Origin of the sequence: Alcaligenes sp. SMD-FA (genome assembly GCF_025960365.1) — a bacterium.
Classification (GTDB): domain Bacteria; phylum Pseudomonadota; class Gammaproteobacteria; order Burkholderiales; family Burkholderiaceae_B; genus Alcaligenes; species Alcaligenes aquatilis.
The window spans coordinates 566324-591152 of the sequence record NZ_CP110108.1 but is presented as its reverse complement, the minus strand read 5'-3'; the positions used below and the strand labels follow the sequence as shown (position 1 = coordinate 591152).

At 56.4% G+C, this 24829-nt stretch carries 21 protein-coding genes; 8 read left to right on the top strand and 13 right to left on the bottom strand.

The annotated features are described in order from the left end of the window. The first annotated feature begins 14 nt into the window (after positions 1-14). The 5 genes from hyi to pyk all read left to right on the top strand — a co-directional run bounded on the left by hyi (position 15) and on the right by pyk (position 5082). The gene (hyi, locus tag OKX01_RS02675; protein WP_264672416.1) at positions 15-803 is read left to right on the top strand and encodes a hydroxypyruvate isomerase; all 789 of its coding nucleotides are present in this window, start codon (positions 15-17) and stop codon (positions 801-803) included. A 39-nt stretch (positions 804-842) separates the two neighbouring features. Further along, entirely contained in the window at positions 843-1727 is an 885-nt protein-coding gene (locus OKX01_RS02670; RefSeq protein WP_264672415.1) for a 2-hydroxy-3-oxopropionate reductase, read from the top strand. A 205-nt stretch (positions 1728-1932) separates the two neighbouring features. Further along, positions 1933-3210: a glycerate kinase gene (locus OKX01_RS02665; RefSeq protein ID WP_264672414.1), complete on the top strand. Its 1278-nt coding sequence runs from the start codon at positions 1933-1935 to the stop codon at positions 3208-3210. 22 nt (positions 3211-3232) lie between these two features. Further along, on the top strand, positions 3233-3631 hold the full coding sequence (locus tag OKX01_RS02660; protein WP_009461115.1) for a GlcG/HbpS family heme-binding protein: 399 nt from the start codon (positions 3233-3235) through the stop codon (positions 3629-3631). A gap of 29 nt (positions 3632-3660) precedes the next feature. Beyond that, positions 3661-5082 (top strand): pyruvate kinase, encoded by a 1422-nt coding sequence (gene pyk, locus OKX01_RS02655; protein WP_094195580.1) that lies wholly within the window; start codon positions 3661-3663, stop codon positions 5080-5082. Between the two features lie 610 nt (positions 5083-5692). On the opposite strand, the gene coq7 is transcribed toward pyk, so the two are convergent. The 6 genes from coq7 to OKX01_RS02625 are packed head-to-tail and all read right to left on the bottom strand — an operon-like array spanning position 5693 to position 10581. Next, entirely contained in the window at positions 5693-6361 is a 669-nt protein-coding gene (gene coq7, locus OKX01_RS02650) for a 2-polyprenyl-3-methyl-6-methoxy-1,4-benzoquinone monooxygenase (protein WP_094195579.1), read from the bottom strand. Between the two features lie 31 nt (positions 6362-6392). Then, on the bottom strand, positions 6393-7028 hold the full coding sequence (locus tag OKX01_RS02645) for a hypothetical protein (protein ID WP_108728140.1): 636 nt from the start codon (positions 7026-7028) through the stop codon (positions 6393-6395). Next, complete coding sequence (locus OKX01_RS02640; RefSeq protein WP_094195577.1) at positions 7028-7663, bottom strand: SCO family protein; 636 nt, start codon at positions 7661-7663, stop codon at positions 7028-7030. The genes OKX01_RS02645 and OKX01_RS02640 overlap by 1 nt, the downstream gene beginning before the upstream one ends. A 21-nt stretch (positions 7664-7684) precedes the next feature. After that, a complete protein-coding gene (locus OKX01_RS02635) occupies positions 7685-8272 on the bottom strand; it encodes a c-type cytochrome (RefSeq protein WP_108728141.1) in 588 nt (195 codons plus the stop codon). Between the two features lie 55 nt (positions 8273-8327). After that, positions 8328-8918 (bottom strand): cbb3-type cytochrome c oxidase subunit II, encoded by a 591-nt coding sequence (locus OKX01_RS02630; RefSeq protein WP_094195575.1) that lies wholly within the window; start codon positions 8916-8918, stop codon positions 8328-8330. Between the two features lie 7 nt (positions 8919-8925). Further along, complete coding sequence (locus OKX01_RS02625) at positions 8926-10581, bottom strand: cbb3-type cytochrome c oxidase subunit I (protein WP_264672413.1); 1656 nt, start codon at positions 10579-10581, stop codon at positions 8926-8928. A 546-nt stretch (positions 10582-11127) separates the two neighbouring features. Here OKX01_RS02625 and OKX01_RS02620 point away from each other — a divergent pair. Genes OKX01_RS02620 through OKX01_RS02610 form a run of 3 tightly spaced genes read left to right on the top strand, consistent with a single transcriptional unit; the run spans position 11128 to position 12852 of the window. After that, a complete protein-coding gene (locus OKX01_RS02620) occupies positions 11128-11550 on the top strand; it encodes an OsmC family protein (RefSeq protein WP_162496913.1) in 423 nt (140 codons plus the stop codon). A 10-nt stretch (positions 11551-11560) separates the two neighbouring features. Further along, positions 11561-12361, top strand: coding sequence for a thymidylate synthase (locus tag OKX01_RS02615; protein WP_094195574.1), 801 nt, complete (start codon positions 11561-11563; stop codon positions 12359-12361). Then, positions 12358-12852 (top strand): dihydrofolate reductase, encoded by a 495-nt coding sequence (locus OKX01_RS02610; RefSeq protein WP_108728142.1) that lies wholly within the window; start codon positions 12358-12360, stop codon positions 12850-12852. The genes OKX01_RS02615 and OKX01_RS02610 overlap by 4 nt, the downstream gene beginning before the upstream one ends. Before the next feature lie 265 nt (positions 12853-13117). On the opposite strand, the gene gcvH is transcribed toward OKX01_RS02610, so the two are convergent. The 7 genes from gcvH to apbC form a co-directional block, all read right to left on the bottom strand. Further along, positions 13118-13492, bottom strand: a complete 375-nt coding sequence (gene gcvH, locus OKX01_RS02605) for a glycine cleavage system protein GcvH (protein WP_086060363.1) — start codon at positions 13490-13492, stop codon at positions 13118-13120. Positions 13493-13578: 86 nt separating this feature from the next. Continuing rightward, positions 13579-14808: an NAD(P)/FAD-dependent oxidoreductase gene (locus tag OKX01_RS02600; RefSeq protein WP_264672412.1), complete on the bottom strand. Its 1230-nt coding sequence runs from the start codon at positions 14806-14808 to the stop codon at positions 13579-13581. A 6-nt stretch (positions 14809-14814) separates the two neighbouring features. After that, a complete protein-coding gene (locus OKX01_RS02595) occupies positions 14815-17088 on the bottom strand; it encodes an arginine/lysine/ornithine decarboxylase (RefSeq protein ID WP_264672411.1) in 2274 nt (757 codons plus the stop codon). A 9-nt stretch (positions 17089-17097) separates the two neighbouring features. Next, complete coding sequence (dcd, locus tag OKX01_RS02590; RefSeq protein WP_094195570.1) at positions 17098-17661, bottom strand: dCTP deaminase; 564 nt, start codon at positions 17659-17661, stop codon at positions 17098-17100. Positions 17662-17788: 127 nt separating this feature from the next. After that, entirely contained in the window at positions 17789-21859 is a 4071-nt protein-coding gene (locus tag OKX01_RS02585) for a translocation/assembly module TamB domain-containing protein (protein WP_264672410.1), read from the bottom strand. Then, a complete protein-coding gene (locus OKX01_RS02580; protein WP_264672409.1) occupies positions 21859-23637 on the bottom strand; it encodes an autotransporter assembly complex protein TamA in 1779 nt (592 codons plus the stop codon). The genes OKX01_RS02585 and OKX01_RS02580 overlap by 1 nt, the downstream gene beginning before the upstream one ends. Positions 23638-23643: 6 nt before the next feature. Further along, positions 23644-24729 carry an iron-sulfur cluster carrier protein ApbC gene (gene apbC / locus OKX01_RS02575; RefSeq protein ID WP_094195567.1) on the bottom strand — a complete coding sequence of 362 codons (1086 nt, stop codon included), beginning with the start codon at positions 24727-24729 and terminating at the stop codon, positions 23644-23646. Positions 24730-24829: the final 100 nt, after the last annotated feature.

The following is a 24829-nucleotide window of genomic DNA, read 5'->3' as shown; positions in this document are numbered from 1 at the left end:
AACGGAGTAGCACTATGCCAAAATTTGCCGCCAACCTGACTATGCTGTTTAACGAGCACGACTTCCTGGATCGCTTCCAGGCAGCGGCCCAAGCCGGTTTCAAGGGAGTGGAGTACCTGTTTCCCTACGCCTACGACAAACAGCAACTGGCTGACAAACTGCAACAACACGGTTTGACCCAAGTGTTGCACAACCTGCCTGCGGGCGACTGGGACGGCGGCGAGCGCGGCATTGCAATCCTGCCCGAGCGTGTGGGCGAATTCCAGGACGGCGTTGGCCGTGCCATCGAATACGCCACAACGCTGGGCTGCAAACAGGTGAACTGCCTGGCCGGCAAACTGGCCGAGGGCGCTGATCGCGAACTGACCCACAAAACGCTGGTCAGCAATCTGCAGTTTGCAGCCGCCAAGCTGAAAGACGCTGGTCTGCGTCTGCTGGTTGAACCCATCAACACCTTCGACATCCCCGGTTTCTACCTGAATCGCACCGAACAGGCTGCGGCTCTGTTGCAGGACGTGGGTTCGGACAATCTGTTCATCCAATACGACGTCTACCACGCCCAGCGCATGGAAGGCGAGCTGGCCGCCACCATGAAAAAGCACCTGGACAAGATTGCACACATCCAGATCGCGGATAACCCAGGTCGCAACGAACCGGGCACAGGCGAGATCAACTACGCCTGGCTGTTCAAGTACATCGACAGCATTGGCTACCAGGGCTGGATCGGCGGCGAGTACAAGCCCGCTGGCGTGACCAAGGATGGCCTGGGCTGGATGACTGAACTGACTGAAGTCACCGCCTGATCGTCAGATACCTGCAAATAATTATTAGGAGATTACACAATGGCTAAAATCGGTTTTATTGGTTTGGGCATCATGGGCGCACCCATGGCCGTCAACCTGATCAAGGGTGGTCATGAGCTGTTTGCCTACACCCGTGGCGACTTCCCCAAAAGCGTGAAAGAAGCTGGTGCAACGGTTTGCTCCAACGGCACCGAAGTCACCCGTCAGGCTGACATCATCATCACGATGGTGCCTGATACCCCTCACGTAGAAGACGCACTGTTTGGCGAAGACGGCGTTGCCGCCGGCCTGACCGCTGGCAAGATCGTGGTGGACATGAGCTCCATCTCCCCCGTGGCCACCAAAGGCTTTGCCGAGCGCATCGTCAAGCTGGGCTGCGAATACCTGGACGCTCCGGTATCCGGTGGCGAGGTCGGCGCCAAAGCCGGCTCGTTGACCATCATGGTGGGCGGCAAGCAAGAAGCCTTCGACAAGGTCAAGCCGCTGTTTGAACTGATGGGCAAGAACATCACCCTGGTCGGCGGCTACGGCGACGGTCAGATCACCAAAGTGGCCAACCAGATCATTGTGGCCTTGACCATTGAGGCCGTGGGCGAAGCCCTGTTGCTGGCCTCCAAGGCCGGTGCCGATGCAGGCAAGGTTCGTGAAGCGCTGATGGGCGGTTTTGCCAACTCGCGCATTCTGGAAGTACACGGCGAGCGCATGGTCAAACGCACTTTTGATCCGGGCTTTCGCATTGAACTGCACCAGAAAGACTTGAACCTGGCCCTGACCACCGCGCGTCAGTTGGGCGTGGCTTTGCCCAACACCGCAACGGCCCAGGAACTGTTCAACACCTGCGCCGCCCACGGTGGCGCTGCACAAGACCACTCCGCCATGGTCCGCGCTCTGGAAATCATGGCCAATTACGAGATTGGTCAATAAGACCGGTTCAAGGATGCTCCCGTCCGGGCTGGTTTTTCTCTCCATTCAACCAGCACGGCTGGGACGTCCGGCAAGCGGGCTGCTGCCCGCTTTTTTACCGCCAGGTACCCCCATCTTCGGAGCAGCAAGTCGAAGCGGGGATGTGAAGGCGTGTTGTCGCGCAGTAAGATGGCCTGTTGCCATCGCTCTGCTTTAGGATTGCCCCATGAAGATCGAGCCACAAGACTTACTCAGCAAAATGTTTCAGGCTGCCATCAACGCGGCTCAACCCGAACACTGCATCCCGCCCTACCTGCCCGATGCTCCTAAAGGGCGCACCATTGTGATCGGCGCGGGTAAGGCATCAGCAGCAATGGCCCAGGCCCTGGAGCGTCACTGGGACAAAGGTCCTATCAGCGGCGTGGTCGTGACCCGGTACGGCTACAGCGTGCCGTGTGATCACATCAAGATTCTGGAAGCGTCCCACCCTGTGCCCGACCAGGCCGGCGAAGACGCAGCCCGCGAAATTTTGCGCACGGTCAGCAATCTGAACGAGGACGATCTGGTGATTTGCCTGATTTCCGGAGGTGGCTCGTCTCTGCTGCCTCTGGCCGCAGAAGGCATCACCCTGGCCGACAAACAAGCCATCAATAAGGCGCTGCTGAAATCGGGCGCCTCGATTGGCGAGATGAACACCGTCCGTCGTCACCTGTCTGCCATCAAAGGGGGGCGTCTGGCTGCGGCTTGTGCTCCTGCCCGTGTTCTGAACCTGCTGATTTCCGATGTTCCCGGCGACAAGCCCATGGACATCGCTTCTGGCCCCACGGTGGCCGATCCCACCACGTGCGAGCAAGCGCTGGAAATCATCACCCGCTACGGCATCGACATTCCCGCCGCAGCCCGTGCCCTGCTAGAGAGCGGTAATGGCGAAACCATCAAACCCGACGATCCACGCCTGACTCATGTCACCACCCATTTGGTCGCCACACCACAACTGGCCCTGCTGGCTGCCGCTCGTGTCGCTGAGGCCCGGGGCGTGCGTCCCGTCTTGCTGGGCGACAGTATTGAGGGCGAAGCCCGCGATGTCGGCAAAGTCATGGCCGGTATCGCCTTGAGCGTTGCCCAACATGAGCAGCCTGCCCAAGCTCCCTGCGTGCTGCTCTCGGGCGGAGAAACCACCGTAACCTTACGCGGCCAGGGCCGAGGCGGTCGCAATGTGGAGTTTCTGCTGTCCACCGCCATCGCCTTGAACGGGGCACCCGGTATCTACGGCTTGGCAGGCGATACCGACGGTGTGGATGGCCAGGAAGAAATTGCCGGAGCCTTCTGCGGTCCGGACACGTTGGAGCGTGCCTGGCAACAAGGTATACGCCCCAGGGCCAGTCTGGACAATAATGATGGTCATGGCTTCTTTGAAGCCTTGGATGACGCCTTGGTCACGGGCCCGACCCTGACCAACGTCAACGATTTCCGTGCCATTTTGGTTTTATCCCCTAGCGATTAACGCTTTTCATAAAGGACTGGACATGAGAGACACAAAAGTACTGACCCTGGCCGATGTTAAAAAAATAGCTGCCGCTGCCGAGCAAGAAGCGCTCAAGAACAACTGGGCTGTCAGCATCGCCATTTGCGATGCAGGCGGTCACGCGCTCTGGATGCAGCGTATGGACGGCGCTCCCTTGATGAGCGCCCAGGTTGCCCCCGCAAAAGCACACACCTGCGTACTTGGTGGTGGCAAGCCCAGCAAGGTATTTGAAGACATGGTCAACAATGGTCGCTTTGCCGCTCTGTCCATGCCCATTACGCCACTGGAAGGCGGCGAGCCGATTGTGGTGGACGGTCAAGTCATTGGTGCCGTCGGCGTGTCCGGCGTGAAAGCACCTGAAGACGCTCAGATCGCCCGCGCCGGTATCGCTGCTCTTTGAGCTATCGATCCCCCTAAGGACAACAACCCATGAAACGTCAACGTCATTCCCGCATTCTGGCTACGCTGGGTCCTGCCAGCTCCACGCCAGAGCGCATTCGTGAATTGTTCGAGGCCGGAGCTGATGTATTCCGCCTGAACTTTAGCCACGGCAGCCACGAGGACCATGCCGCGCGCTATCACACCATTCGTCAGATTGAAAAGGAAACCGGTCGCAGTATCGGTATTCTATTGGACCTGCAAGGCCCCAAGCTGCGCGTTGGCACAATGAAAGATGGCCGCGTGACATTGGAAACCGGCCAGAAATTTCGTCTGGATCTGGACCCTGCCCAGGGAACCAGCCAGCGTGCCTACCTGCCCCACCCCGAAATCTTCGCCGCTCTGGAAGACGGGACAGACCTGCTGCTCGATGACGGCAAGCTGCGTCTGCGTGTGGACAGCTTTGGTCCGGATTTTGCAGAAACCACCGTCATGGTTGGCGGCCCCCTGTCCGATCGCAAAGGCGTGAATGTACCCGGCGTGGTACTGCCTATCTCGCCCTTGACCGAGAAAGACCTGGTCGATCTGAAGTTTGGACTGGAATTAGGCGTGGATTGGGTTGCGCTGTCCTTTGTGCAGCGTCCTGGCGACATTCGTGAAGCCCGCGAGCTGATCGGTGACAAGGCCTGGATCATGGCCAAGCTGGAAAAACCACAAGCGTTGGAGCACCTGGAAGAAATCGTCCAGTTGTGCGACGGCGTGATGGTGGCACGTGGCGACCTGGGCGTGGAAGTCCCACCCCAGCGCGTGCCTGTGTTGCAGCGTCAAATCGTGCGTACTGCCCGTGCGGCAGGGCGACCGGTGGTCGTTGCCACACAGATGCTGGAATCCATGATCTCCTCGCCTGTCCCTACTCGTGCTGAAGCCTCCGACGTGGCCACCGCCATTTACTCGGGCGCCGACGCCGTCATGCTGTCTGCCGAGTCGGCCGCAGGCCAGTTTCCACTGGAGGCTGTGTCCATCATGGACAGCATCATCAAAGAGATCGAAAACGATCCTAGCTGGCGCACCATTCTGGAAGCCAACCACAGCACCGCCGAAGCCAGCACCGCAGACGCGATCTGCTGCGCCCTGCGTCGTGTGGCCAGCATTCTGGAACCAGCAACAAACGTGGCCTACACCACGACCGGCTTTAGCGCCTTGCGCGCCAGCCGTGAACGGCCCATCGCTCCTATCCTGGCACTGACACCCCGTGTGGAAACCGCACGCCGTCTGACCTTGGCCTGGGGTGTACATGCCGTGCCTTGCGAAGACGTCAGCGATCTGGGCGAAATGATTGATCACGCGACCGATATGGCAGCGCAGCATGAGTTCGCTCAGGCTGGCGACACCATCGTAATGATTGCCGGTGTTCCCTTTGGCACCAGTGGTCGCACAAACTTGCTACATGTGGCTACCGTTCCACAAAAGTAAGCTCACCCAAAGCAGGTAAAAAAAACCTTGTCCATCAACATGTTGGACAAGGTTTTCTACATTCAGGCTCCCGCTTCATAACCGGGCTCAGCCCCCAGATCAAGCTTGCACATCCACACTTACTGCGACACCCGCCTAAGGAGGCCCTGGCACAGGCTTTCACGCTATACCAAGCGCTCCGACAAACACAGGCAAAAAAAACCCGAGATCTAAAGATCTCGGGCAAATCCACCAAAGGAGGAGGGTGGAGGAGACAATCGTGGCAAGTTGGGCTACTAGATAAAATATCGAGCCAGAAAGCTAAGGGTTATTACGCTTGTGCTTTTGCTTATTCCCGCTTTCTTTTCAACATCCAATAACTGCAGTCTACCTACAAAAATGCTGCAATGCAAGATAAATGCTGAGGAAAACCCTTAGATCGCCATCTTGTCGCTTTAATACATCAATTTGCTAGCGCAAATCCCCTGTCAGGTATCTAGTCGTTAACCCTAGGCCGTCTATCAAGCCTTGAGGCTATAAATCAAAACGGGCCAACTATTGGCCCGTTTTACCCGCTACCGCTCTGAAAACCCAGTACTCAACGATGAGCGACTTAGCCAGGAAACTTCTTTTACAGGCGATAAGCCGTGGTCGTCATCACCTTGGACATCATGCGCATCAAGGTTTTTACCGGAGGCGGCAAACCGGCTGCACCATGATTCTCGGCGGTACGACGATGTTCAATTTCGTCATCGCGCATTTTTTCTACAATGCGGCGTGAACGATTATCGGTGGCAGGCAAGGACTGCAGATGACTTTCCAGATGCTCTTCAACCTGACGTTCGGTCTCGGCCATAAAACCCAGGTTATACGGCACCCCTGCCCGGCTGGCGAGCAAGCCCAGCGCAAAGGATCCGGCATACCACAAAGGGTTGAATACGCTGGGACGGCTGTCCAGTTCACGCAGCCGGTCATCGCACCAGGCCAGATGATCAACCTCTTCCTGCGCGGCTTGCAACAGCACTTCCGTCGCCTGCGGATCTTTACACAGCATGGCCTGGCTACGGTACAAGGCTTGGGCACAAATCTCGCCCACATGGTTCACACGCATCAAACCTGCCGCATGACGGGCTTCGTCCGCCGTGATCTCGGACACTTCCTTACCCGCGGGATTCGGGCGCGAAGCACGTGCGGAACGTCCCAATACTTCCAAAGCCCGATTCGTCTCGCTCAGAATCTGGTCAAAAAAGCTGTTGCGCCGGTACAGGCGATTATCGCTATTGGAAACGGTATGGCTCATGAGGACACCTGCAAAACAAAATGGATGGGTATTATTGCCGCAAAAAGGCGATCACGGCCTTGCTCTCGGACAAGAGCCAAAGCAATGGCAGCACACAAGCCATGATAACCAGCCCTATGCCGGCAATCTCTTGGTCGGACTGTAGGTAGAAATTACAGAGCCGAACCGGATTGTCGTAATACAGCAAACCCACAATGGCCATCATCCAACTGAAGTTGCCAAAGAAAAACAGGCGAAACACCAAGTGGGCACGTCGCCAGGACTCCATAAACAACATGCCCATCAGCACTAGACCAATATATTTGGCAGTGGCCATCGAAGGCGATACCAGAACATCATCCAGCGCCTTGGGAACCATCCAGTAAGCCGCAGCAAAACTGACCAGGATCAGGCCGGGCAAACCATATTCATTCATGGCGTAATAAGGGCGCAGCAAGGCCTGCATGGCAGGCGAACGGCCTACCCCCTGATAGCGCAATGCCAGTTGCAAGGCAACGCCCGAGAGCACCAGCAGCGGAATATGCACCAGCATGTGCAGACTCATGGATACCGTCAGGGGACGATCCCAAAAAGCAGCACACGCAAACAGCACGGCAGCCAGCAAGGCCAGCGCGCTACCTAAATAGGGACGTACCGTGGAGGGCGCAACAACACGTTTCAACGACATTACAGCCCCTCCGTCTTGTTCAGGTTCTCTAAGGCCCGTTTGGCGTAGGCCAGGGCCAGCATAGGCTCGCCATAATCCACGATACGCCCCAGGCGCGGCTCGGGGCTGACGACGTGGTAGGCCGCGTTATGCTCGTACTCGTCAAAGGGGGCAGGAATCACGATGATGCCAAAATCATCCAGTACACGCTGGCGCTGGTCCCCCGGCATCATGGTGACAAACTGCCAGACGTCGGGATTGGCCTTCATGGTTTTGCTGTAACGGCGCAAGTGATCGGGCGAGTCGGTGGGATCGAAGCTGATGCTCAGCAGACGTATGCGATCCTGCAAACCTTCGTCCACAATGGCTTTTTGCAGTTGCTGATACTCCGAGCCCATCGCCAGACATAGCGTGACGCAGCGGGTATAGATGAAATTGACGATGGTGATGCGGCCATCATTTTGCAGCAGAGAACTTAGCTGGGTACTGCCCCCGGCTGGGAGCAGTACTTCGACATCGGATATCAGACGCGGCGAAGCGGCGACATCATTGCGACGGGCCGTCTCGGCGGTCAGGGCAGTGAACCCTTGTGTCAGATGAGCCAAAGCCCCAATACCCAGGGCAAAAACCAGGAGAATACTTATAAATAGTCTCATCGCTGGCCCATCATTTCAGTCCTACTGTTCCATGGGAGCCAGGTCGGCGTCCCCATTCCAAGGATCGGTTTTATCAGCTGTTTTTTCACGTTCGGCTTTGACAAAGGCCACGTCTACAGGATCGGCGCTATTGCCACCCAACTCTGTACGCAGGTAATTAACAACAGCCGTCATTTCCTCGTCGTTGAACTTCTCGCGGAACTCAGGCATTGCACCATTGTACTTATTACCCTTGACGGTAAGCTCACCGGTAATACCATGCAGCATGATCTGGACCAAAACTTCTGGCTTGCGCAGCACCCACTCGGAACCAACTAGTGGAGGGAACACGCCTGGAACACCTGCGCCCGTTGCCTGGTGACAGGCGGCACATTGGGCTACGAACAACTGCTGACCATCAACCGCGCCTTCAGGCAATTCGAAGTCGGCAACGATACGGTTGTCACCTACGGTTGAGTCATGGCTCAAGTCGCTGCTGAAAATATAGTAGATGCCCCACAGGAACAGACCCGCAATGATCAGCAGAACTACCCAAGGAATCGGCGCTGCATTTTCTTCCGGATCAGCATTCTCACGCAGCTGCGCGTCATATTTACGTTTGTCGCTCATTCTAATTCTCCGAGGCGCCCCGCCTTGCGGGGCGCGCTAGCTCAGCAATGCCTGTTTATTTGATAACGCTGGCTGGCGATACGGGATACGTACGATCCAGCGCCAACAGGTATTGAACCAGGTCCAGGGCCTCTTGCTTGGCCACAACCACCTTACCCTCAGGCGCAAATTCACCGGGTAGATTGACAACTTTATCGCCTTCCTCTGCCTTGTCCTTGAGCTCGAACATGAAGGGGTAAGAAGGCATATTGCTGCCAGGGGTGTAGGCGCGAGGCTGATACAAGTGACCCAGGTGCCAGTCCACGCTAGGCTGACGAGCACCAATATTGAGCAGGTCAGGACCGGTACGCATGGTGCCGAGCAAGTGAGGTGTGTCGTAGTAGTAGTCGCCTGCCACCGAGGCACGACCCCAGCCACGCTGGAAGTCGGGAGCCTGGTTTTGGCTGCGTGGCTGCTGCGAGTGACAGTAGACACAGCCCATATCGATATATTCCTGACGGCCGCGCAGTTCTACCTCGGTGTAAGGCTTGAGCCCTGGAGAGGGCTCCACCCTTTTCACCTGCAGATAAGGGACAACGACCAGAGCCGATGTGGCCAGGGCCAGCGTCACCATGGCGCCGCCCAATAGTTTGTATTCGCTTTCCATGACTAAATCATGCCTCCACTACATTGCGAGTTGCCGAGCGCTGGTGAAACAGGGCTGGACCAATACGACGGCTGCCATAGCGCAAAGCCATTGCCACAAAGTGGAAGGCAAACACAAGGTGACCCAAAGTCATCAAACCGCCACCAATCGAGCGCGACTTCAGGTAAGGCATCGTGACAAACACCGACTCCATGAAGGACTTAGCCGGATCAAGCATGGCCACACCTTGCAACCAGCCGCCAATGCTCAAACCGATGGCGTAAATGGAGAAACCAATCACGACCAGCCAGAAGTGCAGGGAGATCAGTTTGGGGTAAGGCCATTCCCAGGACATCACACGTGGCATCACATAGTAGATGGCGCCGAACATCACGATGGTAAAGAAGCCATACAAGCCGATATGGGCGTGGGCAACCGTGAAGTGCGTGAAGTGGGTAATCGTGTTGATGCTGCGCAGCGCTTCAAAAGAACCTTGAATGGAGCTGACGGTGTACATCATGCCACCCAGCACGATAAAGCGCAGAGTAGGCGAGTGAATCAGGGTACGGAAGTGCCCTTTCATGGTGTAGTGCTGGTTAATCGAGAACGCCAGCACAGGGATGATCATCATCATGCTTTGCACGATGGACAGGGTAACCATCCACTGCGGTACGGGACCACCAACCAGGTGGTGACCACCGACCTGACCGTAGAAAAATGCCAGGCCCCAGAAACCCACCAGAGACAGGTTGTAAGAGCTGATAGGCTGGCCAATGATCTTGGGCAGGAAGTAATACACCGTAGCCAGGGCCATCGGCGTGTAGAACAGACCCAGCACGTTGTGACCAAACCACCAGTTCATGGTTGCTTGCTCAACACCCACGTGCACGGCAGGCAGGTTACCGACCAGGAACAGGATGGGGAACCAGAACAGGGCTGCGCCCATGTACCACACCGACACATACAGGTGATGAGCACGACGGTTTTGCAAGGTGAAGACCAAAGGCAAGGCAGCCAGAGCACCACCGATAACCATCAGGATATCAACCTGCCAGGGCATCTCCAGCCATTCCATACCGTCGGTGATACCCATTGCGATACATGTCAGACCGATAGCCAGGCCGATATTCCACAAGATCCCGCCCGTGATGGCATAACGCGCACCGATCAAAGGAGTCTTGAGCAAACGCGGCAGCATCCACATGGCAACGCCAAAAGCGGCCATTGGCGCCCAGCCATACGCCACACCGTTCAGGTGCAGCGTACGCATGCGCCCGAAAGTCATCCAGGCGTGCTGCGTCAGAAATTCGGGATCGTGCAACTTGATCGAGCTGATCAAACCTGCCGTCGAGGCAAACAGCAGCCAAAAGACCGAACAGGCCAGCAAGATGAACGTGACCGAAGCGGTGGAGCGGTCAGCTTCAACGCGTTCTGCCAACTCAAGACTGAGCGCCTGACGGTCTTCAGCAGAAATCGTCTTGCGACCCATTTCTTCTTGAAGTGCCTGACGTTGTTCAGGGGTGGCGGAAGGGTCATCTACCTGCCCGATTTCGCCTTTGGAGAAGATCTCACGCGAGGCAGCGGGACTGTGGTCAAAGAAGTTACGTCGTAACGACCAGATGAAAACAAAGAGTCCTGTAACGGACAATATGAAAGCTAGTAGCAGTATTGAAACGGTATTCACAATGATCCAGGCCTGGTTAATGTGAAGCTGCCAAGCAGCTCGGCGGCACTTGACGCGTCGCAGATCGAAAGAGCATGGACGCAAAAAATCTGCGACTGCCTAGGTCGCGAGAGCCGTCATGTTAAAACACCCGTCTGTTACGTCTGAATAAAGCCCCCATTGAAAGCAGGGTTTATTGAGGCAGAACAAATACGAGCACGACATTTTTTGGTATACGGGCGACAGTCATTATAGGCGAGGGTAAACCCCTGTGACATATCTGTTTCAAAATGCCGTGTACCGAACAGCAGTTTATCCTAGGACAAATAACAAAACCAGTCCAAATCTTACAAAGAGCACCGTTCTGTTCTGATTTGTCTATATGGAATTTCTTATACGGGCACGGAACACACGCCACAAAATCGCAAGCAGCTGTAACAGAGCCAGCCCGTAGGCATCGCCCCACAGACTATCTACAGACGCTGCACGCAAGCGCGTCAAAAAGTACAATCAGCGCTATCTATCTACTGACGAGTCTTGGCTCGCACTGCAAACAAAGGAATTCTTATGGAATGCACAATCGACTGGGGCGGCAAAGACGGCATGCTGTTCCTTGCCCGTACCGGCAGCGGTCATGTGACGGCCATGGACGGTGCACCCGAAGGCGGCGGCAATAACCTGGCTCCCCGACCCATGGAAATGTTGCTGACCGGCGCGGGTGGCTGCGCGGCCTACGACGTGGTGCTGATTCTCAAACGCGGCCGTCACGCCATTACCGGCTGCCAAGTCAAGCTGACCGCCGAACGCGCCGACACCGATCCCAAAGTCTTTACCAAGATTCATTTCACCTTTGTGGTCACTGGCAAAGACTTGCCCCAGGCGGCCGTGGAACGTGCCGTACAACTGTCGCACGACAAATACTGCTCGGCTTCGGCCATGCTGGGCAAAACTGCCGAAATCACCTACTCCGTCGACATTCAGCAAGCCTGAGGCCACACACATGTCCCTTTATCCCTACGAAGACCTGCTGCGCCTGGTCTACACCCAAGGTACCCCAAAAGGGGATCGCACCGGCACCGGCACAAACTCGGTATTTGGTCACCAAATGCGCTTCGATCTGTCGCAGGGTTTTCCGCTGATCACCACCAAGAAGCTGCATACCCGCAGTATCTTTATTGAATTACTGTGGTTTTTACGCGGTGAGTCCAATGTACGCTGGCTCCAGGAACGCGGCGTATCCATCTGGGACGAATGGGCCGACGAGAACGGCAATCTGGGCCCGGTCTATGGCGTGCAATGGCGCTCCTGGCCTACGCCCGATGGTCGTCACATCGACCAGATCAGCCAGTTGGTGGAACAGATCCGCAAAAATCCCGATTCGCGTCGGCTGATCGTCTCGGCCTGGAACGTGGCCGATGTCGGCCAGATGGCCCTGCCTCCTTGCCACGCCCTGTTCCAGTTCTATGTCGCCGACGGCAAACTCTCCTGCCAGCTCTACCAGCGCAGTGCAGATATTTTCCTGGGTGTGCCCTTCAATATTGCCAGCTACGCCTTGCTGACCCACATGATGGCCCAGCAATGCGATCTGGAGGTAGGCGACTTCATCTGGACAGGCGGCGACTGCCACCTGTACTCCAACCACTTCGAGCAGGCCGAACTGCAGTTGTCACGTGAACCGCGTCCCTACCCCAAGCTGACGATCAAACGCAAACCTGCCAGTCTGTTTGATTACGAGTACGAAGACTTCGAAATCACCGACTACGACCCACATCCCCATATCAAGGCGCCTGTTGCCGTATGAGTTCCAGCCCTATTATTCGTCTGGTCGTTGCCTATGCCGCTAATCGCTGCATAGGCAAGGATAACGACCTGCCCTGGCGTCTGCCTTCAGACTTGCAGCACTTCAAGCGCGTGACTATGGGTTTGCCCATCATCATGGGTCGCAAGACCTGGGAGTCGCTGGGCCGTCCCCTGCCCGGCCGCCCGAACCTGGTGATCAGCCGCAATGCGGATTACCAGGCAGAAGGCGCACAGGTATTCAGCAATCTAGACGACGCGCTGGCCGCCTGCCCTGGCTTCGACGCCGCTTGCGTGATTGGTGGCGAGCAGCTCTTCCGTCTGGCCCTGCCTATGGCGCAAGAGCTGATCGCAACCGAGATCAAGGCTGATGTGGACGGCGACACCTTCTTTCCAGAGCTACCCGTTGGCCAATGGCAGGAAGTAGAACGTCTGCCCCAGCCCGAGGAAAATGGCTTCACTTACGACTATGTGACCTATCGCCGCCGTCGTTAGGAGCAAGAGCGACGCCGAAACCCCACCAATCTGGAGATCAATGGACACGGGAACTCAAGCCCACCCGTGGCTAAATTTCAGGTTCTCTGACAGAAGCCAGGCACGTGTTTCAAGCAGCCATCTGCCCCGTCCCAAGCTCAGACTCGCAGGCTAGAACCACACAAAAGGCCTGAATCCGTGAAATCGGATTCAGGCCTTTTTGTACGATCAGCCCGACTGGAACAAGCAGGGCCAACACGCCTTCCTGTCAGATCAATATCTGAACTTATTCGGCCACAGCCGCATAGGCGGGGCCATCCAGCAAGCCTTGCAGATCGGCTGGATTGTCAGCCTTGAGCTTGAAAATCCAGGTATCAAACGGAGCTTCGTTGATCAGATGCGGGGCATCGGATAAGGCTTGGTTGAACTCCACCAGCTCGCCCGCCACAGGCGCGTAAATATCCGAGGCCGCTTTCACCGACTCCACCACACCCGCCGTTGCACCCGCAGCCAAACGCGTACCTGGAGTGAAGTCACCCACAAATACCAAATCGCCCAACTGATCCTGAGCAAAATCGGTAATGCCAACCAGCACAATACCGTCCTCATCCTTGGCCCACTCATGGCTTACTACGTACTTTCTATCTCCTGGCAACTGCATATCGCCTCCCAGACTCACCAGCCCACAATCCTGTTAATGTCAGAAGCGACCGCAAAGACTGCGTCTTGCCGCTTCCACTCGCTTTCCTAGCTCTGACCTGCCTGCACCTTCAGTGCGCGTGCACACGCTGCTGCAGACGCCCAGGCCCATTGGAAGTTATACCCACCCAGCCAACCGGTGACATCCACCGCTTCACCAATAAAGAACAGGCCAGGTACTTTACGTGCTTCCATGCTTTTCTGATTGAGCTCGCGTGTATCCACGCCACCGCTCATCACTTCCGCCTTTTTATAGCCTGCGGTGCCACTGGGTTTCAACTGCCAAGCGTTAATAACCTGCCCTACTGCACGCAATACGCGATCGGGCAGATCCGCCAGACGTTGTTGCCCCACGCCTTTAGGCAACAAGTCCGAGGTATCCAACCATTGCTCGACCAGACGGCGTGGCCACAAGGTGGACAAGACCGTGACCAGTTGCTGGCGGTTACCCGCCTTCAAATCCAATAACTGCTGAGCAATATCCTGACCGGGGGCCAGATCTACACTAATACTTTCACCCGATTGCCAGTAGCTAGAAATCTGCAAGATACCCGGCCCGGACAGGCCACGGTGCGTGAACAGCAAATCTTCCAAAAAGGCTTGACGCTGCTTGCCCTGCCCTGTGCTGACTTCCACTTCCAAAGCCATACCGCTCAAGGCCGAAAAGGGTTTCCAATCCCGGCCATCAAAGGTCAAGGGAACCAAGGCCGGATGCGGTTCAATCACTTTCAAACCAAAGTGACGTGCCATACGCAAAGCGTAATCCGTGGAACCGAGCTGCGGAATCGCCATGCCGCCTGTGGCAATCACCACCTGCAAGGCATTCAAATCGCCCTGGCTGGTGCGCAGCACAAAACCTTCTTGCGTGCGGCCAATGGACTGCACCGAACAGGGCATGCGCCAGGATACCTGCCCTTTCAAACACTCCTGACGCAGCATCTGGATGATGGACTCGCTGGAATCATCACAGAACAACTGGCCTTTATGCTTTTCATGAAAACCGATGCGGTACTCTCGCACCAGTTGCAGAAAATCCTGGGGGGTATAGCCCGCCAAGGCGGAACGGCAAAAATGCGGATTCTTGGACAGGAAGTTCTCTGGCGAAGTCCCCGTATTAGTAAAGTTGCAACGCCCTCCACCTGAAATACGGATTTTCTCGGCCAGCTTCTCAGCGTGATCAATCAATACCACTCGCAGACCACGCTGGCCTGCGATACTGGCAGCCATCATACCGGCCGCACCTGCGCCGATGACGGCAACATCAAAAAAAGGAATCACGCGGGTTTACTCGTTGGTTTCAGACTCAAGCACGCAATCTACGTAGTAGCGCGGCAGTCCATCGGGGCCAATATCCTGCGCCAGTCCATGCACATAGGTTTCAAAGCCAGGGAAGCGGGCATTGAACTCGCGCGCAAATTGCAGATATTCCACAATACGCGAGTTAAAGCGTTCGCCAGGAATCAGCAAAGGAATGCCGGGTGGGTAAGGCGTCAATAAAACACCCGTCACACGACCTTCCAGCTCGTCAATACCAACACGCTCAATGTCGCCATGCGCCATCTTGGCATAGGCGTCCGAGGGTTTCAGAGCGGGAATCATGTCGCTCAGGTAGACCTCGGTGGTCAGGCGGGCCAGATCGTACTTGCGGTAAGCCTGGTGAATCTGCTGACACAGGTCACGCAAGCCCATCCGCTCGTAGGTGGGCTGGGTTTTGCAAAAGTCCGGCAAAATACGCCACATGGGCTGGTTGCGGTCGTAATCATCCTTGAACTGTTGCAAGGCCGTCAGCAAGGTATTCCAGCGACCCTTGGTAATGCCAATGGTGAACAGAATAAAGAAGGAGTACAGGCCGGTTTTCTCCACCACCACGCCGTGCTCGGCCAGATACTTGGAAACCAGAGCCGCAGGAATACCCTGCTCGGCAAAGGTGCCGGAAATATCCAGGCCGGGAGTCACGACTGTGGCTTTGACCGGATCCAGCATGTTGAAGTTGGTCGACAACTTGCCAAAGCCATGCCATTGCGCGTCAGAGCGCAAAATCCAGTCATCGCGCTCGCCTATGCCCTCTTCGGGCAGATTGTCCGGCCCCCAGACCTTGAACCACCAGTCGCTCTCGCCATATTCCTTGGAGACCTTGCGCATCGCACGACGGAAGTCCATGGCCTCGCAAATGCTTTCCTCAACCAGCGCGGTGCCACCGGGCGGCTCCATCATGGCCGCAGCCACATCACAGGACGCAATAATCGCGTACTGCGGGCTGGTGCTGGTATGCATCAGGTAGGCTTCGTTGAATACGTTGCGGTCCAAAGGGCGGTTTTCCGCATCCTGCACCGTAATTTGGGACGCCTGCGACAAACCAGCCAGCATTTTGTGCGTGGAATGCGTGGCGTAAATCATGGTGTCTTTGGTGCGTGGACGATCGGCACCAATAGCATGCATGTCGTGATAGAAGTCGTGGAAAGCCGCATGCGGCAACCAGGCTTCATCAAAGTGCAGCGTGGGGATCTTGGAATCCAGGGTTTCCTTGATCATTTCCACGTTGTAGATCACGCCATCGTAGGTACTTTGCGTTAGCGTCAGAATACGAGGTTTCTTGTTCCTGGCCTTGCAGGCAAAGGGGTTGGCCTCAATCTTGCGCGCAATGTTTTCTGGCAAGAACTCTTCTTGCGGGATAGGACCAATAATGCCCAAGTGGTTGCGCGTGGGGCGCAGAAAAACCGGGATAGCGCCCGTCATGGTGATGGCGTGCAGAATCGACTTATGGCAGTTGCGATCCACAACCACCACATCGTTATTGGCCACATTGGCGTGCCAGACAATCTTATTAGAGGTGGACGTGCCGTTGGTCACGAAAAAACAGTGATCGGCATGAAAGATACGGGCCGCGTTGCGCTCGGCATCGGCAACCGGGCCAGTGTGGTCCAGCAGTTGCCCCAGCTCGTCGACCGCATTACAGACATCGGCACGCAGCATATTTTCACCAAAGAACTGGTGGAACATCTGACCTACCGGGCTTTTCAGAAAAGCGACGCCACCCGAGTGCCCTGGACAGTGCCAGGAGTAGGAACCATCAGACGCGTATTTGACCAGTTCGCGGAAAAACGGCGGTGCCAGGCTTTCCAGATAGGAGCGGGCCTCACGGATGATATGGCGCGCCACGAACTCGGGCGTGTCCTCGAACATGTGAATAAAGCCGTGCAGCTCGCGCAGAATATCGTTGGGGATATGCTGCGAGGTGCGTGTCTCGCCATACAAATAAATAGGGATGTCCTCGTTGCGAAACCGCAGCTCACCAATAAAGGAGCGCAGGTTCTTGATCGCGTTGGCAACATCCTCCGGGGAATCCACATCGAATTCCTCATCATCAATCGACAAAATGAAGGCGCTCGCGCGGCTTTGCTGTTGCGCAAAAGAACTAAGGTCACCATAACTGGTGACCCCGAGAACCTCTACGCCTTCGGCCTCTATCGCCGAGGCCAGGGCTCGAATGCCCAGGCCCGACGTATTTTCGGAACGGTAGTCTTCGTCGATGATGACGATAGGAAAACGAAACTTCATCCAGAACTCCTAGGTACGGGGCAAGGTAACGCCCTGTTGACCCTGATATTTGCCGCCGCGGTCGCGGTACGACACTTCGCACACTTCATCGCTTTCAAAGAACAGCATCTGTGCGCACCCTTCACCGGCGTAAATCTTGGCTGGCAGCGGGGTGGTGTTGGAAAACTCCAAGGTAACATGGCCTTCCCACTCGGGTTCCAGCGGAGTCACGTTCACGATAATGCCGCAACGGGCATAGGTGCTTTTGCCCAGACACATGGTCAGCACACTGCGAGGAATACGGAAGTACTCAACCGTACGGGCCAGCGCAAAAGAATTGGGCGGAATAATGCACACATCACCGACGAAATCCACAAAGGACTTTTCATCGAAGGCCTTGGGGTCCACGATGGTCGAATTGATGTTGGTAAAAATCTTGAATTCGCTGGCACAACGCACATCGTAACCATAGCTGCTGGTGCCGTAGCTGACGATACGTTGTCCGTCTACATTGCGCACTTGGCCTGGCTCGAAAGGTTCGATCATGCCTTGGGCAGCAGCCCGCCGAATCCAACGGTCGCTTTTGATACTCATAAGAAATTAGCCGCCTTAAATCAGTAACCGGTTATTTTATCGTTTAGATACACACACAAGCCAATTGCGGCGCAAATATATCATTTGCACCACAATTGGCTGCCCGTTTGAAGCCGGGCAGCCTGCATCAATCTTTCGAGAACCAGCGGTAAATCAGGGCCAGACCGTTTACCGTACCCGCGCTGACTTCAGCGGTCAGGCCCCGCGCCAAGCGGTAGCTGGCCCGACCTACCGTGCCGGTATCGGCCATGGCCTGCTCCAGGCTGACCGAAAAATCGGCCGTTAACGCCTTGGTAATTGCAATGAACTTACGCTCTTCATTGCTGGTGCCACTGTTCAGGGATTTGACCACACTTTCGACTGGCAAGATGCTACCAGCACTACCCAGGTCGCCTGAGCGCATGGCCACCTCATCAATACCGAACTTGCGGTAAAAGGGCTCGCCATCCCCTAGAAAAGAGGTGCCCACACTGAGCAACAAGGCCATATCGCCACCGGAGTCATCCGGGCCATGGCCCAACAAAAGCCAGGACAGCTTTTCAACTTCACTGACTTCCGGATAGGACACCAAATCGATTCGGGGTCTGCGCGCCGTGCCAACCACCTTAACACCTGCTTCTACCGCCAGCCCGGTACGCACGGCTTCAATATCCAGGATGGGCGAGGTGATGTCGCCCTGAAACGTCACCGTACCGCGCTTGAGCAAGAGCTTCTGCCCATACAGTTCGATACGACCACCACGAGTACGCAAGGCGCCAATGCCGGTTAACTTGCCACCGGCCATGGTGATCCGCAGATTGCCGACCAAGCCCGAGTTCACACCATAACCGGTCAGATAAAAGCGTCGGCCCAAATCCACATCAATGTCCATACTCATATCAGTGGCGGCCTGAGATGGCTCGGCAGCAGGCTCATCGCCAGCCCGCACAATCACCACGTCGCTATCTACCGTGGGAATGCCGCCCAACATATCCAGATTGAACCATCCTGCATCAGCCACTACCTTGCCGGTAATCGCAATACGAGGCAGCTCCATGTCCAGATTGATATTGCCGGACATCATGGCGTAACGGTCAGAGCGTTGCAAAATGGGGAAACGGAAAATATCGACGCCAAATGCCCCTTGCTGAGTACCCAAGTCCCACTGCCCGGACACTGTCAGCTTGCCATCCTTGGCATCCGGACTCTCTTTCAGCCACGTAGCCGTACGCCACTCTTGCGGCTCTACCCGCAGACGAGCCGGGAAAGTCAGCGAATCCAAGCGGAAAATATCGCCATCAAAACTGGCATCCAACTGCCCGTCAATCAAACGGATACCGTCATCGAGACGAGTAAAGCGCAACTCGCGGCCCGTTACCGTGCCTCGGCTGGTCCAGGCCCATTTCGCGCCCACATCAATATTCACGTCCGCATTCAGACGGCCGCCCAATTCCATGGCATCACCCAGGAACAGGCGCGTCCAGCTCAGGTCATCAATATTGGCTTGAATGCTGACCGTTTTGCGATCGTTCTCGTCCAGGGTCAGCCCGTGAATGGGGGTTTGAGCCTTGGCAGTGACGTAGCCCATGTCCTTGGTACGCACATCCATCTGAGCATCCAGACGGCTGGTAGTACCCGAGGTAGGTTTCGCATCAATGACGATGCTCAGATCCTCCAGGCCCAGAGACATGGGAGGTTCGGCAAAAACCTGGACATCACCCGCGACACGATCCACACGCACTTGCCCAGCCAAGGCGCCATTGAACTTCAGGTCCCAACGGGCTTTGATATCAATTTCAGGCGGCTGGGTTTTCTTGTTCCTGGCAATCTTGACCCCGCCCCCTTTGGCTTTCTCCGGATCTTCCCGCACCCCTACCTTGCGCAACAAACGCGCGATGCGAGGTTCGGACAAGACCAGATCCAGCAATTCACCCCGGCTGGCCCACTGTCCCGGCTGATACGTGGATTCCTGATGACGCAGATTGATCCAAGGCTCGCCGTCGACGGAGGTGCTCAAGGTAGCCGCACCCACGCGAACCGACCAGGGCTCCAGAGGTGGCCGGGCAGCGCGCGCTGCGGCTGCACCACCCTCCATCGATGCCGCTTTGTCAGTTTGTGCCGCTCTACCATCTGCCGCATTGACTACCGAGCCAGTACCCGCACCCTGTTGTACTTCGTCGACCGGCCTGGCTCCTTCATTCGCCAAAGCCGGGGCCGGAGCCACGCCAGGCTCTACCGCCGGCTGTTCTGCAGACGTCGCATCTGTCTTGGCAAGGGATTCTTTTCGCGCTGGCTCGGGTGCACGCAGTGCATCCGTAAAACGCAGTGGCATAGCCGACTGCAAACGCACAGCCAGACCTGCATGGTCAGCCTGCAAACGGCTTAGCTGGCCATCCCAGTAGGCTGCCTTGCCTTGATCGGCGAAATGCCAGCCGCCTTCCAAGGCCAGATCCGCTTGCGCGATGCCCTGACCCAGCTGAGTACTGTCTTTGCCACCCAGATCGTATTGGCCTTGTAGCTGTAAGGTGTGGCGCGACACGTCGCCACGCAGTTGGCCTTGCGCCGATGCCACACCCAACTCCAGGCCGGGCCACAATTGTTCTGCTTTGGGCATCTTGACTTGCAAATCCAGCGCCGCCGTGCCGCTTATACCCAAATCGCCCTTTAAGAGCACCTGGTTATCGCCCACTTTCAAATCAGTCAGCACATCGCTCAAGTGCAGTTGACGCCACCAGGTCGGCTCACCCGGCTGCGCTGGTGCGGCCGCTTTCGCCTTGATCTGCCCAATCGCCGGTTGTTTGTTCCAACGGCTGCCTTGCAGCAGTTGAATATCGACATCCGCAGAAAGTATTTGTTCTTTATCCGCCAGCACCACATCAAACTTGCCCTGACTATTGAGCAGAGCGTCAGGCAAGACATCGCCTAATAATGCATGCAAGTCCAGCTTGTTGCTGCTGAACTGACCTTTGAAATGATCCTGAACGTGCACACCCTCCTGTGTGGCATCCCAGGCAAAGTCTGCATCCAGCAAGGACTCGTCTGGCAATTTCACGGCCAGCTTGGCCTGACGCACGGGTACGGAATCCAACGGGCTCAATTCTGCACTGGCGTCCAGGCTATAACCCTGACCATGCCCCTTAAGTAGCAAGGTGGCTTGTTCCAAAGAGCCATTCAAGGTGATTTGCGCATTGACCACACAATCGGGCAAAGGCTCGGGCTCAGGAACAGCAACCGGCTCCTGGATACGTTCTTCATCAACAAGACCTGCACTGCCCCCGGGCTCGGAGCTGATGACTCCGGCGGCACTAGGGGTATCTACAGGCTGATCGACCGATTGGCTGTCAGGGGCGAGCTGGCCCTGCGTGTTGGCCTTGGTTTGGCTTTGCTGAGGAGTTTGTGCCGCAACAGAGGCCGCCGCAGCCTTGGCATTGGCATTGGCATTGGCTTTCAGCGTTTGTGCAGCGGCTGTCGTTGTGGACTGAGCAACGGCGACTTTTGCAGCAGGCCGGTCGGACTTCGATTGCTCCGCATAAGCGGGCAAATACTGCTTGGCGCAAATCGGAGAATCCGCCGTCAAACCACGAGCAATGATTTGGATATCGGCTCGTGCCGGATATGGCGCTTCCAGGCCCGCCAGCTCTACTTCACCCTGAAAACCAGCGCGAATGGACTCATTGGCCACCATCAAATCGTACAGACGCAACTGTGCGCTGTCGGAATCCACAGCCAGAGCCGAGGACAAATCCGCAATGGCTACCGGCAAGGGCGTACCATCTTGCGTCAACAGGAACTGACCCAAGGCCAGTTTGTCCACGGCAATACTGATAGGCAACTCAGGCATTTTGAAGGGGGCGTCGGACTTGGGCTCGTCCGAGGATGTCAAGGCCACATCCACTTTATGGGCACTGAGCTCCACCACATGCAAGCGTCGCTCCCAGAGCTCTTTCCAGTTGGCCTGCAGGCGCAAACGTTCGATATCGACATGGGTATCGGGCAGGGCCAGCACCAGGTGGTCGATACTCAGACCGTCCCAGATCGTTCCGCGTACGCCTTGTGCACTGCCCTGTGCATAAGGCAAGGCCGTGCGCAGCGCCCAACGGGTACCAACCTGACTGGCCAGCACCCAATACACAAAACCACACACAAGCAGCAGGGCCACCACCACAAAGGGGATGCCCCACAATGCAAAATATCGGAACCAGCGCCGAACCCAAGCCATTAAAATGCGATTCCCAAAGAAAAGCTCAAACGTAAACGTTTGTCCCGCTGACCATAGGCCAGATCAAGATTGAAGGGCCCGGCAGGGGTTCGGACCACCGCTCCCAAACCGTAACCCCAGGCCAAGTCCATATCACCAAAGCTGGACGCCGCATCGCCCACGTCCACAAAAGCACGCATGCCGTACATGCTGGTGAAAAAATGCGTGTACTCCACACTAGCAACCGCCATGGCCGGCGCGCCCACCACGGCGTCGCTGCGTTCAAGACCAATACTTTGATATTTATAGCCCCGGATGCTGCGCGCGCCCCCAGTGCGATAACCGAAATCAGGCGGCGTCCGATCCGTCATCCCCCACACTTTGCCGACTTCCCCGCGTACGGACAAGACGTCCCGATCCCCAACCGGCCACCATTGTTGGAGCCGCAAATTGCTGCGGTAGAACCTTTCGCCCCGATCCAGCGTGACACCAGCACCGACACCAAAGTCAATCAAATTGCCTTCGCGCGGATCGTATTTCTTGTCCACATCGCGGCGCAGCCACTGCCAAGTTGCAATGGCAGAAGGGGTTTCACGAGTGGGCAGTCCAGAAATCTTGGTCTTGTCCCAGGCCCCCAGCACACCCCACTCAGTTTCGTACTCAACGCGGCTATTACCCGCCGCCTTTCGTTCTTGGCGCAGCTTCCAGCCCAAGGCCAAACGCTCAGTGTCCAGGCCTTCAACGTCAGAGCGATCATACAAAACACCGAAACTGTTCTTGTAGCCACGAATCGTGGGCGGCAAATGGATGTCATAAAAAGCCCTCTGGCGGTTTTTATCCACCCCAAGACCGGCCTCGGACCAAATGGGCAGGCCAAACACAATATTCTTTCGGTACAGGGCTTCGGCACGCGCTCCGTGGTCGCTGTCAAAACCCAAAGAGCCGGTGAACTGCTTGGATGGTGCTTCGGTCACTCGCACCCTTACAGGCAGCTCTACATCACCATCAGGAAGCTCTTTCTTTTTGCTGGCCTGCTCATCCAGAGTGACAAAGGCACCCCGAAAAAAAGTGGTGGCCGCCAAAGATTGCTGCCACTCGTCCAGCTTGTCCTGATCGTAGGGGTCACCGGGGGTATAGCGCACGTAGCGGTCCACCAGTGACTGGGGGACTCGCTTCAAGCCGGTGGTCTCCAGAGGCCCCATGCGAACCCGTGGCCCGCTATCGACGCTCAGGGACAGGTCGGCCACCCCTTCGTCAGCCAGTACCGTCGCCCGCGTGTCTATATAGCGAGCGTAGTAAAAGTCCTGGCGCTGTACGCTTTCCAACAAATCCGCCTTGGCCGACGACCAGACTGAATTTAAAAAAGGATCGTCCACTTTCAGGGGAAAACTGGCCTTGATCCCTTCCAGACGCACTTGGTATTCCGGCTCCTGGATCTTGCCTTTGAAGTCCAAGGCAATGTCGCGCACACGCGTGATTTCACCTGGCTGAATAATAATGTCCCAATATTCCCCGCTGGAATCTTCACCCACCTCCAGCGTAACCACAGAGTCAAAATAGCCCTGGGTCTGCAAGGCGGAAACGGTCGCATCATGGGCCCGGCGCCGCAGACGCGAGACCTCTCCCAAGTCCTGATCTTCCGCCAAACGCGTAATGGCACTGACCGCACGCTGAATTTCTTTCAACGCCTGGGGGGGCACGCCCCCCGGATCAATAATGACATCAGGAACGGAAGACTGAGCCCACACAGCAGGGCTCAGGACTATCGAGAACAACAGGCAAAAGCCGGATTTGCGCATACGTACTCAAAGAGGACGAGGAACAACCTTGGGGCGCTGCCCCGACGTGTCTGGAGGTAGTTGCGACAAGTTAGCCGAAACGCGATTGGCAATCTCATGATAGAGCCGAGCCTCGGGGCTGTCTGCGCTGGCAATCACGGTAGGGGTACCGGAGTCGGTCTGAGCCCGAATGCTCATTGCCAGCGGCAAGGCACCCAGCCAAGGCACGTTGAATTGGCTGGCCATATCGCGGCCACCGTGTTGGCCAAAGACCGGGTCAGCGTGACCACAGTTCGAGCAAATGTGAACCGACATGTTCTCCACGATACCCAAGACTGGCACATTGACCTTCTGGAACATGTTCAAGCCACGCTTGGCATCGATCAGCGCCAGATCCTGCGGAGTGGTCACAATCACAGCGCCCGTCAGCGGGACTTTCTGCGACAGGGTCAAGGCAATGTCGCCCGTGCCCGGAGGCATGTCGATGATCAGGTAATCCAGATTGTCCCAACGCGTTTGTGTAAGCAGCTGTGTCAGCGCCTGGGTTGCCATCGGGCCGCGCCAGATCGCTGGAGCGTCCTCATCCAACAAGAAACCAATCGAGTTCGCTTGCAGACCGTGGCCAATCAGCGGCTCCATCATCTTGCCGTCTGCACTGCGCGGACGCTCGTGCAGGCCCAGCATGGTGGGCACGCTAGGGCCGTAAATATCCGCGTCCAGCAAACCGACACGCGCACCTTGCATATGCAAAGCCAAGGCCAGGTTCACCGACGTCGTACTTTTACCGACCCCGCCCTTGCCCGAGGACACCGCAATAATGTTGCGGATATTGGGCATGGGGCGCAAGCCTTCCTGCACGGCATGTATACCAATGCGAGGGCTCAAATGCAGCTTGGACAGGGTGGCACCCACGCCCGCCAAAGCTTGCTCGATACGTTCGCGCAGTTGCCCCTGAATGTCATAAGCCGTGTAGGGCAGATGCAAAGTCAGCTCAACCTGGTTCTGGTCAATGCCCAGTTCGCATCGACCCGCATCGACCGATAACTTCTTTAACGTGTTGGGATCGGTCACACTCGCCAGGGCTTGCAACACGCGCTCGGAACTCACTGTCATTTATACAAAACCTTGATATAAAGAAACATCACCATACCTTTAAACCAGAAATTTAGCGGTTCAAGAGGAATTTTTTTACACTTATGGTGTCATACTAAAC

Coding starts and splice junctions, on each gene's coding strand:
- hyi (WP_264672416.1), top strand. CDS start 15: ATGCCAAAATTTGCCGCCAACCTGACTATGCTGTTTAACGAGCACGAC.
- OKX01_RS02670 (WP_264672415.1), top strand. CDS start 843: ATGGCTAAAATCGGTTTTATTGGTTTGGGCATCATGGGCGCACCCATG.
- OKX01_RS02665 (WP_264672414.1), top strand. CDS start 1,933: ATGAAGATCGAGCCACAAGACTTACTCAGCAAAATGTTTCAGGCTGCC.
- OKX01_RS02660 (WP_009461115.1), top strand. CDS start 3,233: ATGAGAGACACAAAAGTACTGACCCTGGCCGATGTTAAAAAAATAGCT.
- pyk (WP_094195580.1), top strand. CDS start 3,661: ATGAAACGTCAACGTCATTCCCGCATTCTGGCTACGCTGGGTCCTGCC.
- coq7 (WP_094195579.1), bottom strand. CDS start 6,361: ATGAGCCATACCGTTTCCAATAGCGATAATCGCCTGTACCGGCGCAAC.
- OKX01_RS02645 (WP_108728140.1), bottom strand. CDS start 7,028: ATGTCGTTGAAACGTGTTGTTGCGCCCTCCACGGTACGTCCCTATTTA.
- OKX01_RS02640 (WP_094195577.1), bottom strand. CDS start 7,663: ATGAGACTATTTATAAGTATTCTCCTGGTTTTTGCCCTGGGTATTGGG.
- OKX01_RS02635 (WP_108728141.1), bottom strand. CDS start 8,272: ATGAGCGACAAACGTAAATATGACGCGCAGCTGCGTGAGAATGCTGAT.
- OKX01_RS02630 (WP_094195575.1), bottom strand. CDS start 8,918: ATGGAAAGCGAATACAAACTATTGGGCGGCGCCATGGTGACGCTGGCC.
- OKX01_RS02620 (WP_162496913.1), top strand. CDS start 11,128: ATGGAATGCACAATCGACTGGGGCGGCAAAGACGGCATGCTGTTCCTT.
- OKX01_RS02615 (WP_094195574.1), top strand. CDS start 11,561: ATGTCCCTTTATCCCTACGAAGACCTGCTGCGCCTGGTCTACACCCAA.
- OKX01_RS02610 (WP_108728142.1), top strand. CDS start 12,358: ATGAGTTCCAGCCCTATTATTCGTCTGGTCGTTGCCTATGCCGCTAAT.
- gcvH (WP_086060363.1), bottom strand. CDS start 13,492: ATGCAGTTGCCAGGAGATAGAAAGTACGTAGTAAGCCATGAGTGGGCC.
- OKX01_RS02595 (WP_264672411.1), bottom strand. CDS start 17,088: ATGAAGTTTCGTTTTCCTATCGTCATCATCGACGAAGACTACCGTTCC.
- dcd (WP_094195570.1), bottom strand. CDS start 17,661: ATGAGTATCAAAAGCGACCGTTGGATTCGGCGGGCTGCTGCCCAAGGC.
- OKX01_RS02585 (WP_264672410.1), bottom strand. CDS start 21,859: ATGGCTTGGGTTCGGCGCTGGTTCCGATATTTTGCATTGTGGGGCATC.
- OKX01_RS02580 (WP_264672409.1), bottom strand. CDS start 23,637: ATGCGCAAATCCGGCTTTTGCCTGTTGTTCTCGATAGTCCTGAGCCCT.
- apbC (WP_094195567.1), bottom strand. CDS start 24,729: ATGACAGTGAGTTCCGAGCGCGTGTTGCAAGCCCTGGCGAGTGTGACC.